Source organism: Ornithinibacillus proteolyticus, assembly GCF_039581225.1.
Lineage (GTDB): Bacteria > Bacillota > Bacilli > Bacillales > Amphibacillaceae > Ornithinibacillus > Ornithinibacillus massiliensis.
Genome location: NZ_JBCPXV010000007.1, coordinates 1 through 12744 on the forward strand (window position 1 = coordinate 1; position 12744 = coordinate 12744).

The following is a 12744-nucleotide window of genomic DNA, read 5'->3' on the forward strand; positions in this document are numbered from 1 at the left end:
ATTTTTGAAGGCTAATTTGCGCTTCACTCGAATGTCAGTGAGGGGCAAATCCAAAGTAGAAAATGAATTAGGATTTGCGTTAATGGCGGTGAATCTAAGGAAGTACACCGCCTCTAAAGCGAGTTAAATTAAAAAAATGACAATAGCCTAATGAAAATGGTTCCAATCATCCAAAAACGATGATCGGAACCATTTTTTTATTATTCTTGGCTAGTTATGTCCCAGCCCCTTTATTTAAAGTATTCTGTTTTCCTCGAATCTTGCTACTTATTTTCTTCATTGTAGTTCCCCTAATTCATTTGGCAAATATTATCTCTAGAAAAGTATCATTTATTAATGGCGAAATCAGGTAATCTAAATCTCTTAATATAGTGTTCGACTTTTTTAGTCAGTTTCTGTCCAACTTTTTTAGTACTGAACAATACTTGCGAAAACTACAAGCAAGGTCATTTGACAATTTCAGCATAACCAGATAAAATATACTTAATTAAAGATATTTAAATTCATAATAATTAAATTAAAAATAAGAAGGTGTAAACATGAGCGAGAATCTTTCATTAAAAGCATTTGTTGTTCTAATGAAGGCTTCCAAGTCTCTACAAGAGGTTATTAAGCACGATATTAGCAATCATGGAATGCGTACCTCTGACTTTGAAATTCTTGAAGCACTTTATCATAAAGGCAGACTTACCGTAAAGGAAGTATCCGATGCCGTTCTCATAAACACAGGTTCCATTACCTATGTCATTGATAAATTAGAGAAAAAAGGATTACTAGAAAGAAGTCATTGTAAAGACGACCGAAGAGTAGTCTATATCCATATAACAGATGAAGGAAAAAAACTAATGGACGAAGTATTTCCACAGCATCAGCAAGTAATAGAAAGCTTATTCGAGGGCATCTCTGATGAAGACAAAGAGACACTTATTAGCGTACTAAAACAAGTCGGACAAAAAGCAGGCCAATGAAAGGCGGATGATGAACAATGAAAAAGACAGCAGGAATTCACCATATCACGGCAATCGTAGGACACCCTCAAGAAAATGTTGATTTTTATGCTAGTGTTCTTGGCTTACGGTTAGTTAAAAAGACAATAAACTTTGATGATCCAGGCACTTATCATCTCTATTTCGGAAACGATGGCGGTCGACCAGGGTCCATTATTACATTCTTCCCTTGGGCAAATGCATACCAAGGAAAGATAGGGGATGGCCAAGTAGGTGTCACTTCTTATGCTATTCCTACCGGCTCCATGGATTTCTGGGAACAAAGACTAGCGAAATTTAATATCACATACACGAAATCCAATCGCTTTCACGAAACCTATCTAGCATTTGATGATGTTCACGGTTTAAAGCTTGAATTAGTAGAACGTGAGGATGGCGAGATTAATAATTGGACTATTGGTGATATAACTCCTGACGTTGCAATTAAAGGTTTTGCTGGAGCCACATTATTATCCTCCCAACCAGAAGAAACAGCACGTTTACTTGTTGATGTCATGGGGCTTGAAAAAATCGGGGAGGAAAATGACCTTATTCGATTCCAATCTCATGGAAGCCTCGGAAATATCATTGACCTAAAAAAGACTACGACTGGTAAAGGGCAGATGGGAGTTGGCACGGTTCACCATATCGCCTGGAGAGCAACAGATGATGCAGATCAACTGGATTGGAAAAAGCATGTAGAGAGTAATGGTTACGGGGTGACCCCAGTACGAGATCGGAATTACTTTAATGCCATTTATTTCAGAGAACATGGCGAAATTTTATTCGAAATCGCAACAGACCCACCAGGCTTTGCACATGATGAATCGTATGAAACGATGGGGACAGCGTTAAAACTTCCTTCCCAATATGAAATGTATCGGGAAAAGCTAAATGATCATTTGATTCCAATTCAAGTTCGAAATTTAGATAACTAATTTGGGGGGATTGTTGTGCTTTCCTTTTATCCAGAAAGCCAATCAGAACGCGAGAATTATAAATTGCTTATTGGCTCCATCATTCCAAGACCTATTGCATTTGTCACAACAAAAGCAGCAGATGGGACAATAAATGGAGCGCCATTTAGTTATTTTAATATTGTATCCTCCAACCCACCTATCGTTTCATTAGCCATACAGCGTAAGAATGGCAAGATGAAGGATACAGCACGAAATATAACGGAAAATGGGGAGTTTGTTATTCACATCGTCGACGAACAAAATGTTGATAACATTAATAAAACCGCCGCCACTCTCCCACCAAATAAGAGTGAAATTACTGTAGCCGGCCTTACCCCTGTCCCAAGTGAAAGAATCTCTGTACCTGGTGTACAGGAGGCAAAAGTAAGATTCGAATGTAAGCTAGAACAAATCATCGCACTAGATGCAGCAGATGGCGAAAAGGGTTCCGACCTAATCCTTGGTAAAATCATTACGTATCATATTGACGAGGAAATCTATGAAGATGGGAAAATTAACCCGGTAAAGTTAGCAGCGATTAGTCGATTAGCAGGGGCTAACTATGCTAAAGTCGGGGAGATTTTTTCCATCGAAAGACCAAAATAAAAAGGAGCTTTTCATATGAAGCATATTTTCCAAAAGGGAACAAATTCCGATAAACCAACTTTATTATTACTGCACGGAACTGGCGGGACTGAACAAGATCTTCTTCCACTTGCAGAAATGATTGATAAAGAAGCCAATATCCTAAGTGTTCGTGGTAATGTACTGGAAAATGGTATGCCACGATTCTTCAAACGGTTAGCAGAAGGTGTCTTTGATGAGGAGGACCTAATATTTCGTACAAAGGAACTAAATGAATTCTTGGATGAAGCCGCGGAAAAATATGGCTTTGCTCGTAACAATATAATTGCTATCGGGTATTCTAATGGAGCAAATATTGCCGCAAGTCTTATGTTCCACTTTCAAGATGCGCTACGTGGTGCAAGCCTCCACCATCCAATGGTACCAAGAAGAGGAATAACATTACCAAATCTAGCTAATAAAAGGGTATTTATTTCGGCTGGCACGAATGATCCTATTTGTCCTGCCCAAGAATCAGAAGATCTTCAATCATTATTAGAAAATGCTGGTGCAGATGTTACGTTACACTGGGAAGACAAAGGTCACCAATTGACCATCAGTGAAGTAAGAGCAGCAACAGATTGGTATCATAAATTATAAGTTGAAAAATGAGATCTACGCTTTTAGTAGATCTCATTTTATTATCCACAGGTTATTCACTAATGCGTAAATGAATGGTATTAGACGCAGGGTCTTTTACCCCATAGTAATCTTCTATCCGAACAACCTCGGCCCCGATATTTCGAAGACTGTCGATTCTCTTCTGTCTTGTTTCTTCATCTGGCAGCACTAAAGTAAAGTAATGTAGTCCAACACTATGAGTGCTAGGCGCTGGTGCACCCACGCCATTCCATACATTTAATCCGATATGATGATGGTAACCACCAGTAGAAGCAAATAACGCTCCCGGATATCTCGTCACGATATTGAATCCAAGCCCGTTCACATAGAAATGTTCAGTAGCTTCCAAATCGGCAACATGTAGATGGATATGCCCCATTACAGACTCCTCTGGTATGCCATCCCACTCCTTATCACTTTCCGCCAACAGACTCTCCGCATCTAAAGCGACCGTACCCATGTCCACTGTACCATCATCCCAATTCCAGGAAGCAGACGGTCTATCGCTTGCCACCTCAATACCATTACCATCTGGATCATCAAAGTAAAGCGCCTCACTTACATAGTGATCTGAGGCTCCTAGCCGGATATGGTGCCCCTCTGTTTGTACTAAATGCTTAAGAAAGTTGGCTAAATCTCTCCTTCTTGGTAATAATATGGCAAAGTGATAAAGTCCTGTTGTCCGAGCTTGCTTTCCCCTTACCTCTTCTGGTTGTTCCAAGATAAGAATGGGACGAACACCATCTGGAGATAAGACTACCTTACTGTCCGTCTGCTGCATGATTTGAAATCCAAAGACACGTTGATAGAAGTCCAAAGACTTCTGCAGGTCACTAACATATATGTTTACTTCCCCAACGAATGTGGTTGGCTTTTGAAAAAATTTCTGTTCCATTTTACAACTCCCTTTATGTTACTTTTTAAAATCTAGTTACTTTATGTAAGTATAATATCTATTTCTGTTGATTGTCAATAAAACCATGTCATCGCTATTATTAGTTCTAAGACTAGAACCATTCCATACTATAGAAAAGTAAAATTAACTTTCTATTTTTGCGGAGTTGTACTATACTAGATAAGTTGCTTGGAAGACGTGGTTCGAAACCATCCCACGTAAAAAAACTAAGGGAGAGATTAATATGAAAGCAAGAACATTAGTTGTAAATGCTCTGATTGCAGCATTGTACATTGCTGTTTCAGCGCTAATCGTTCCATTCGGATTTACGAATGTACAGTTTCGTATTTCCGAGGTGTTCAACCATCTTATTGTTTTCAATAAGAAATATTTCTTCGGGATTGTGATAGGGGTACTGTTATACAACCTATTATTCTCACCTCTAGGTTGGTATGATTTAGTATTTGGTGTTGCCCATTCTGCCATATCACTTGGTATCATCATCCTATTAGGGAAATATGTGAAAAACATCTTAGCGTTATTAATAGCAAATACATTGGTATTTACATTTAATATGTTTATTATTGCATTTGAACTCAATTTAGCATTAGAGCTACCATTCCTATTTACATGGTTAACAACCGCAGTAGGAGAGTTCGCTGTACTAGCTATCGGTATACCAATTATTTATGCACTTAATAAGCGAATCAATTTCAACAAGCTTATATAATATAGAGAAAGACCTTCACAATCACCTAGACTGTGAAGGTCTTTTTTTATTTAATCTTATCTTGTAATGCTCGCATTTCTTTATCTAATTGTTGCATTAAAACTTCCATACCTTCTTTTTTGGACATACCTTCTGGAAGCTGAATCGGTTCCCCGTAGATTAATCTCGGTTTAATTCTTTTGAACAAATCTTTAAAATTATTTGGTCCGACATAAGCAGCAGGCACAATTGGTACATCAGAATGCGCAGCGATAGTCACTGCACCACGTTTCAAAGGTACATCCTCACTAGATCGTGTACCGCTCGGGAAAATCCCAACAACCTTCCCTTCCTTTAATAGCTTACGTGGTGTTTTAATGGCACTCGGACCCGGATTCTCACGATCGACTGGGAATGCGTGTAAGTTCTCCATTAACCACTTTGTAAATTTCGTTTGAAAAAGCTCTTTCTTTGCCATATAATGAATTTCTGTTGGCAAAGTCGCAATACCAAGCCATAAAATATCGACAAATCCAGTATGTGTACATGCAATAACATAACTACCCGACTTCGGGAGATTTTCTTTTTGATATACTTTTATTCTTCCGAAAAGGCTCAGAAAACCCTTTACAACATTTGCAGCAAATTTATACATTTCTTCATCCTCTATTCTCAATCAACTTACTTTTATTATATTTTACCACAAACTCATATTACCTGATACTAATTTCATTAAATTTGAATGGTGAATTTCCAACTTTACAAGTCTTTAATAAACGTAATCAATCGTCCAGCTTCTTTAAAGCCAAGGCTCATATGAAATGGATAACTATCTTGATTATCAACTTCCATATCAGAGCCTACTTGCGTACAACCATGTCTTTTAAACCATTTCTTCCCTTCATGAAAAAGCTTAGTTGATATTCCCTTTCTTCTGTACTCTTGCTTCACATAGACTCCCTCTATATAACCTGTAGGGCTGGTTTCCGAACCTTGAACATAATCAGTACGTATGGACAAATGCATAAACGCAATTGGTTGCTCATCCTCTACATACAATAGAAATCTATGATTAGAATTTTCTAACATTTGCTTTAACTCATTTTCAAGTGCCTCAGAATTATTTCCGTTATATAGTTCTGACGCTAGATTGGTAAGGTCTTTCAGTTGTTCCGTTGTAGCTTCTATTATGGTTCCCATGCTTTTTCACCCCTCTATTAATCATATTATTTAAGCTAAGAATAGCTTTTTATCGTTAGTTAATCCATCCTCTATGTTTTATTTGTAATATCTATCAAAAACTGGATTATTTTATTGCATACTTGGTAAGCATAATTACTGTGAATAAAGTACATATGAAAGAGGCGATAGAATGGATAAATCCAATGAAACACCAGAAACGAATATTGAGCACGATGACACACTGACTACCAGACAAGGACATCCTGTCACCAATAATCAAAACATTCGTACAGTCGGTAATCGTGGACCAGCTACATTAGAAAACTATGACTTTATCGAGAAGATTAGTCACTTTGACCGCGAAAAGGTTCCAGAAAGAATCGTACACGCTCGCGGGGCTGGTGCTCATGGGTACTTTGAAACATATGGAACAGTTGGTGATGAGCCTGTGTCTAAGTACACACGTGCAAAAGTGTTCCAAGGAAAAGGAAAACGCACACCGGTATTTGCTCGTTTTTCCACAGTTGTTGGTGGGAATGACTCTCCTGAAACAGCACGTGATCCAAGAGGATTTGCCATTAAATTCTACACAGAGGATGGGAACTGGGATTTAGTTGGAAATAATCTAAAGATCTTTTTCATCCGAGATGCGATGAAATTCCCTGATATGATTCATGCCTTCCGTGCTGATCCGGTAACGAACATGCAGGATCCACGAAGATTTTTCGACTTTTGCGCTAATTCTCCAGAAACCTTCCATATGGTGACCTTTGTTTATTCACCTTGGGGTATCCCAGCTAATTACCGGATGATGCAGGGGTCTGGGGTTAACACGTATAAATGGGTCAACAGCGAGGGAAAAGCTGTATTGGTTAAATACCACTGGGAACCAAAGCAAGGCATCAAAAATTTAACCGTAAAGGAAGCAGCAGAAATCCAGGCAAAGAGCGTTAACCACGCTACCCAGGATTTATATGAAGCGATCGAACGTGGCGATTACCCAGAATGGGAACTATTTGTTCAAATCATGGAGGATGGCCCACATCCTGAGCTAGACTTTGATCCGCTGGATGACACAAAGCTTTGGCCTGAAGACCAATTCCCTTGGCTACCGGTTGGGAAAATGGTCTTAAATAAGAACCCAGAGAACTATTTTATGGAAGTAGAACAGGCTGCTTTCGGTACCGGGGTACTTGTAGATGGTCTGGACTTCTCTGATGACAAGATGCTTCAAGGTAGAACCTTCTCCTACTCCGATACCCAGCGCTATCGTGTTGGAGCAAATTATTTACAATTACCAATTAATGCAGCTAAGAAACGTGTAGCAACAAACCAAGAGGGTGGTCAGCTTCGTTACCACAATGATAAGGCACCAGGGCAGAACCCACATGTTAACTATGAACCGTCCATCTTAGGTGGACTAAAGGAAGCCGAGCAGATTGGAACCGAGCACACCCCACATGTAGAAGGAAATCTTGTAAGAGAATCTATCGAAAGACAAGATAATACAAAACAGGCTGGTGAAACATACCGCCGTTTCGAACAATGGGAAAAAGATGAGTTAATCAATAATCTAGTGAATGATTTAGCTATTTGTGATAAACGAATCCAAGATAAGATGATTGCCTTAGCAGAAGAGGCTGATGAAGAATATGGACGTCGCCTTCGTGAAGGAATCGCTGCCAAAACAAAAGAAATGGGCGACATGAAAATGGAAGCCGGCGAGGAATTCCGTCCTTTAGGTAAAGCAAACGCACCAGAAGCAGTAGATGATGCCATGAAAAAATCCCACGATGCTGATCCATATTAATTTATTGGAGGTACTAGTTTAGCTAGTGCCTCTTTTTTGTTTGGTAGGATAGGGAGGCAGCCTTTACTTGGGTTGGGCGCATCTCTCTTTCACTCGGGCTTATCTCCCTCCGCTTTTGGACCATCTCCTTCTCCCTTGGGCGCATCTTTCCCTGGTTTGGGCTCATCTCCCTTTCTCTCGGGCTTATCTTCCTCCGCTTTTGGACCATCTCCTTCTCCCTTGGGCTCATCTTTCCCTGGTTTGGGCGCATCTTTCTTCCTTTTGGGCTCATCTTCCCTCGCTTTGGGACCATCTCCCTTTCTCTCGGGCTTATCTTTCCCTGGTTTGGGCGCATCTCCTTCTCCCTTGGGCTCATCTTTCCCTGGTTTGGGCTCATCTTCCCTCGCTTTGGGCGCATCTCCCTTTCTCTCGGGCTTATTCGCCTCCGCTTTGGGACCATCTCCTTCTCCCTTGGGCTCATCTTTTCCTGGTTTGGGCGCATCCTCCCTCCCCCTCTCCCCCCTCCCCAAACCCAAAAAAAGACAAGGATCCAATGACCCTTGCCTTAAGTAATTTTAATGATGATGTCCTTTTTTAGGATTAGTGATTACTAATTCTTCCTGCGGAACATAGAAATACTGAATCCATACACCATCTAACCACTCATTATCTTTTTCCAAAATGATATCAATATCTTTATCCGTTTTCACTACTTCATCATTTTCTGAAGGTGTGTCTAATCGAATATCGTAATGAGCATGATCACCATGTAGATGGGTTACGAGCACTCGAATCATTTTTCCTTGTGCTTCTTCTGTTTCAAGCATTTTCTTCAAATACTTTGCTGCATTGCGATTTATTTTACATTGCATAGTATGTGGCCCCTTTTATTTAATGTTTACTACTATATTGTTTCAGTTTTCTCGAAAAAAGACAAATTAAACATCTTGGAGACAAATCAACATATTCATAAAAGTAGTTTTCATGTATACTGGAAATAAACAGTTTTTTTAGAGGAGGGGAATAATTTGCCGGTACCTGCAAATCATTCTAAGCCAGTTCGAACAACAGCAAAGGAAAGCGCGTACAAGCAAATCCTTCATTGGATAATTGATGGAACTTTATATCCTGGGGAAAAGTTAAATGATACAGAGCTAGCAGAAGCACTCGGCGTTAGCCGTACACCGATACGGGAGTCTTTACAATTACTTGAATCACAAGGATTAGTTAAAATGTATCCCGGTAAAGCTACTCAAGTTACCGAGGTAGAAAAAGAGTCCATTAAAGATTTACTACCTCCTTTAGCCGTATTACAAGCTTTATCAACAGAGCTTGCCATCGATCATATATCAGATAAAACGATATCTTCTTTAAAGAATATTAATCAAGAATTCGCCAATGCTCTTTATCAAAAAGACTACCACGCCGCGTTAAACATTGACGAGCAATTTCATCAACTAATTGTTGATACTGCCAATAACTCTTACATAAGTGGGATAGTAGAGAATCTACAGGCACATGTGCGAAGATTGTTCTTCCATAACTCCATTATACTTTCCGAAAGCTCCATCGAGGTTCATGACACTATCATTCATCATATAGAGAATGGGGATAAAGAGAAAGCCTCTGCCTTAATGAAACAAAACTGGCTCGATATTTCAAAGGATTTCAATTTATCCAATACCATTAATCAACAATAAAGAAAGTCGGTCTCCTAAGTAAGGAAACCGACTTTCTTTATAGATTTACAGCTACTTTTCTCATTCTTGCAATGATTCCTGTTATGAGAATGACAATGATAGCAGGGACAAGCCATCCTAGTCCTTCATCATAAAAAGGTAACCAATTTTTATAGAAGGATACAACCGGTTCTAATAGTCTAAAGCCATCTATTCCAAGAGATTCCTGTAGTACTTTCCAACCATCAAAAATACTGATTAAAAATGTTATGGAAATGGTAGACATGTATACGATTCTTGAATGATTAAATAATGGTGATAAAAATACCAAGATCATCAAAACAATGGCAAGTGGATATAACAACATCAACACTGGTACAGAGTACGTAATAATATTCGTTAATCCAAAATTAGCGATGATAAAAGTTATAACCGTAAAGAACGTCACAAGGGTTTTATAACTAACCCTTGGTATCAATCGTTGAAAATATTCTGCACACGCCGTCATTAGACCGATATTGGTAGTTAAACAAGCTAAAATAATCACTACACCGAGTAAAATCGTCCCCACTGTACCAAAATAATATTTTGCAGCACTACTCAGGATCAATCCCCCAGTGTCCAATAGCCCAAATTCCTCTACACCGACAGCGCCCAGATATGCTATACCAACATAGATTAAGCCTAAAAGTATAATCGCCACAAAGCCCGTTTTAAAGGTTGCGGATACAATTTCTTTCCTAGATGATACGCCTAAAGCCTTTATCGCATTTATTACGATAATCCCGAATACTAACGAGGCAAGTGCGTCCATCGTATTATATCCCTCTAGGAAACCTGTGACAAAGGCATTGCTTTGATAGGACTCTAATGGTGCTTGTGCATTCCCCATTGGATTGACAATAACCATTATTAAAAGGATTGCCAGTAGCACTACTATTCCTGGCGCTAATAACTTTCCAACCCGATCTACAATCTTCGCTGGATTTAATGAAAACCAAAGGGATATAGCAAAGAAAAGGACCGTAAATAGGAACAGGGCAAGCGAAGATTTGTTCTCCAAATGAGGTGCTATTGCTATATCAAAGGCCACTGCTCCCGTTCTAGGTGCGGCAAAGAAAGGACCGATTGTTAAATATAATACGGTTGTAAACAATACACCATAAATAGGACTGACCCTACTTGCAAGGTCCTGTAGGTCTTTACTCCCTGAAAATCCCATCGCAATAATTCCCAATAAAGGCAACCCAACACCTGTAAGGAGAAACCCTACGGCAGCTGGCCACATATTCGTTCCTGCTGCTTGTCCAAGTTGAGCAGGAAAGATTAAATTGCCCGCTCCAAAAAATAGAGCAAACAGCATGACTCCTATTATTATATATGAAGAATTCGGTAACTTATCCTTCAATTCTCTCTCTCCTCGTTATAAAATCATAATTATCAGACTATTTTTTTTTTACTGTGCTTCATTTTGCACGAGAATTCATCATACTATCTTTCCGGACAATATGCAATATATTGCAATAATTTTTTAGACAATTTTAAAATAATAGTTACTTCCCAAATAAAAAAGCTAAACAAAGAAAGGCTTTTACCTTCCCCTGTTCAGCCTAGTAATCCTTTGGTACTTCTGTCAACCTTCTTAGCCGGTACGCATTCATAGCTGTCTCTCCTAAGTGATCTAAGAGGTTATAATTTGCATACGCCCCAACAATAGCTCCGAAGCCCGGAATTAACTGTAACATTTTTACTAAATCAATATAATCCCGATATTCTTGCTGAAATACTCTCCAATCCATATCCATTAACTTTTCTTTCTGTTCGTCCCAATGATCAATCACAAAAAAGGTTTCCTTCTTTTTATCATCACTTGAAAAAGCTAACTGAAACACATGTAATAGAAAAAGTCTTTCTTCATATTCTTTCGTATCAAAACCATAAATGGATGCTGCTTCAAATAGAAATTTTATCTTGATTGATAACAATAATGGGAAGTCAGCAAGACCTAAGAAAATACCACCTGCTCCAGTCCCAGCACCTTCTACGGTCGCTGTTTTCCGATACTTCGACAACTTCTCTTTTAAAAGTTCATCTCTTTCATATAAAGTCATGCCACTTTTAGGCTTCTTCGTCGTCATATCTGATCCAACTAAGGTGGCCTTCACCATATTTTTAATTGCTTCCGTCATAACTAGATGTGCTTTTTCTGGAATCAATCCATTGATTTTATTTTGGGCTTTCTTCCCCATTCGGTTTACAAAACTCGGTGACTTCAGTAGCTTCATCCGCCATTTTTGTAAATCATGATAAACCTTGCTTTCATATTCTTTCATAATCTATATATAGCACACCCATCTATAGGTTCTCGATTTCATCTTATTACTATCATACCTTACTAACTTACGAAAAACGATACTAATTTATTCAAGAAACTACACGAGTTGGCCTGTTTAGCTTGGATAGTAAACCATGCTTCGGTGAGCCTATAAAGCTACATAAGAATACGATTCCTGTTGCAAATGCCATCGATGCCGAGATAGAAGTATCTATCCAGGCAGCGATATAATAGCCACCGACTGCAGAAACTACGCCAAATAGTGCACTAATCACTAACATCATCGACAATTTATCTGTCCATAAATAGGCTGATGCGGCAGGTGTAATAAGCATTGCAACAACCATAATAGCCCCAACAGCATCAAAAGAGGCAACTGTAGTAATCGATACAAGGCTCATAAAGAGATAGTGTAAAAACACTACCGGTATTCCTAAGCTAGCAGCCAGTGCTGGATCGAAGGAGGTAATCTTCCATTCTTTATAAAAGAAAATTATACAAATCAAAACAATTATCAGCACTAGTGCTAAAATAGCGGTGGCTTCCGGGACCTGACCAACTATAGGAAGTGTCATCGTATTCCAGGGGATAAAGGTTATTTCTCCCATTAATGCATGCTGAACATCTAGGTGAGCATTGCCAACAGATGTCGAAATCAAAATGACACCGATAGCAAATAAAGTTGTAAAAACAATCCCAATTGAAGCATGCTGTTCAATATTTAATTGATTCAACCATTGCACGAATAAAGCTGTTAGTAGTCCTGCAATAATTGCACCAATTAACATATGGGGACCATTTAACTCCCTTGTTATCATAAATGCTACAACAATTCCTAATAAAACCGTATGACTGATAGCATCTGCCATCATCGCCATCTTTCTTAAAATAAGAAATACACCAATAAGACTACACGAAAGCCCTACAAGAGCAGCAGTAAGGATAATCCATGCTGTATAGGCCAT

The 12744-nt window shown here is 38.9% G+C and carries 15 protein-coding genes and 1 riboswitch; of the genes, 7 read left to right on the top strand and 8 right to left on the bottom strand.

Features of this window, described 5'->3' with window-relative positions; genetic code table 11:
* Nucleotides 1-539: 539 nt before the first annotated feature.
* From AAIB49_RS05050 to AAIB49_RS05065, 4 genes are read left to right on the top strand one after another with little or no spacing between them, the layout of a single operon-like run.
* Nucleotides 540-968: a MarR family winged helix-turn-helix transcriptional regulator gene (locus tag AAIB49_RS05050; RefSeq protein WP_339217308.1), complete on the top strand. Its 429-nt coding sequence runs from the start codon at nt 540-542 to the stop codon at nt 966-968.
* 17 nt (nt 969-985) lie between these two features.
* Nucleotides 986-1924: a ring-cleaving dioxygenase gene (locus AAIB49_RS05055; protein ID WP_343457386.1), complete on the top strand. Its 939-nt coding sequence runs from the start codon at nt 986-988 to the stop codon at nt 1922-1924.
* A gap of 15 nt (nt 1925-1939) precedes the next feature.
* Nucleotides 1940-2551, top strand: coding sequence for a flavin reductase family protein (locus AAIB49_RS05060; protein WP_339217312.1), 612 nt, complete (start codon nt 1940-1942; stop codon nt 2549-2551).
* A 15-nt stretch (nt 2552-2566) separates the two neighbouring features.
* Entirely contained in the window at nt 2567-3169 is a 603-nt protein-coding gene (locus AAIB49_RS05065) for an alpha/beta hydrolase (protein ID WP_343457387.1), read from the top strand.
* A 52-nt stretch (nt 3170-3221) separates the two neighbouring features.
* Here AAIB49_RS05065 and AAIB49_RS05070 read toward each other — a convergent pair whose 3' ends face one another.
* Nucleotides 3222-4085, bottom strand: a complete 864-nt coding sequence (locus AAIB49_RS05070) for a VOC family protein (protein ID WP_343457388.1) — start codon at nt 4083-4085, stop codon at nt 3222-3224.
* Between the two features lie 192 nt (nt 4086-4277).
* Nucleotides 4278-4322, top strand: a riboswitch (PreQ1 riboswitch).
* A 7-nt stretch (nt 4323-4329) separates the two neighbouring features.
* Here AAIB49_RS05070 and AAIB49_RS05075 point away from each other — a divergent pair.
* The gene (locus AAIB49_RS05075; RefSeq protein WP_186869517.1) at nt 4330-4815 is read left to right on the top strand and encodes a QueT transporter family protein; all 486 of its coding nucleotides are present in this window, start codon (nt 4330-4332) and stop codon (nt 4813-4815) included.
* 46 nt (nt 4816-4861) lie between these two features.
* Here the strand turns inward: AAIB49_RS05075 and AAIB49_RS05080 are convergent, their stop codons facing one another.
* Together AAIB49_RS05080 and aac(6') are read right to left on the bottom strand one after the other, a co-directional pair.
* Nucleotides 4862-5449, bottom strand: a complete 588-nt coding sequence (locus AAIB49_RS05080) for a lysophospholipid acyltransferase family protein (protein WP_186869516.1) — start codon at nt 5447-5449, stop codon at nt 4862-4864.
* Nucleotides 5450-5553: 104 nt separating this feature from the next.
* Nucleotides 5554-5994: an aminoglycoside 6'-N-acetyltransferase gene (aac(6'), locus tag AAIB49_RS05085; protein ID WP_343457389.1), complete on the bottom strand. Its 441-nt coding sequence runs from the start codon at nt 5992-5994 to the stop codon at nt 5554-5556.
* Between the two features lie 172 nt (nt 5995-6166).
* On the opposite strand from aac(6'), the gene AAIB49_RS05090 reads away from it, so the two are divergent.
* Nucleotides 6167-7786, top strand: coding sequence for a catalase (locus AAIB49_RS05090; RefSeq protein ID WP_339217321.1), 1620 nt, complete (start codon nt 6167-6169; stop codon nt 7784-7786).
* A gap of 89 nt (nt 7787-7875) precedes the next feature.
* On the opposite strand, the gene AAIB49_RS05095 is transcribed toward AAIB49_RS05090, so the two are convergent.
* Together AAIB49_RS05095 and AAIB49_RS05100 are read right to left on the bottom strand one after the other, a co-directional pair.
* Nucleotides 7876-8301: a hypothetical protein gene (locus AAIB49_RS05095; protein ID WP_343457390.1), complete on the bottom strand. Its 426-nt coding sequence runs from the start codon at nt 8299-8301 to the stop codon at nt 7876-7878.
* A 39-nt stretch (nt 8302-8340) separates the two neighbouring features.
* Nucleotides 8341-8637, bottom strand: coding sequence for an iron-sulfur cluster assembly accessory protein (locus AAIB49_RS05100; RefSeq protein WP_186869512.1), 297 nt, complete (start codon nt 8635-8637; stop codon nt 8341-8343).
* Between the two features lie 156 nt (nt 8638-8793).
* Between AAIB49_RS05100 and AAIB49_RS05105 the strand changes: the two genes are divergently transcribed.
* On the top strand, nt 8794-9465 hold the full coding sequence (locus tag AAIB49_RS05105; protein WP_343457391.1) for a GntR family transcriptional regulator: 672 nt from the start codon (nt 8794-8796) through the stop codon (nt 9463-9465).
* Nucleotides 9466-9502: 37 nt separating this feature from the next.
* Here the strand turns inward: AAIB49_RS05105 and brnQ are convergent, their stop codons facing one another.
* From brnQ to AAIB49_RS05120, 3 genes are all read right to left on the bottom strand, one after another.
* Nucleotides 9503-10852, bottom strand: a complete 1350-nt coding sequence (gene brnQ / locus AAIB49_RS05110; protein WP_343457392.1) for a branched-chain amino acid transport system II carrier protein — start codon at nt 10850-10852, stop codon at nt 9503-9505.
* Nucleotides 10853-11054: 202 nt separating this feature from the next.
* Complete coding sequence (locus AAIB49_RS05115; RefSeq protein ID WP_339217331.1) at nt 11055-11777, bottom strand: EcsC family protein; 723 nt, start codon at nt 11775-11777, stop codon at nt 11055-11057.
* 91 nt (nt 11778-11868) lie between these two features.
* Complete coding sequence (locus AAIB49_RS05120; RefSeq protein WP_343457393.1) at nt 11869-12744, bottom strand: metal ABC transporter permease; 876 nt, start codon at nt 12742-12744, stop codon at nt 11869-11871.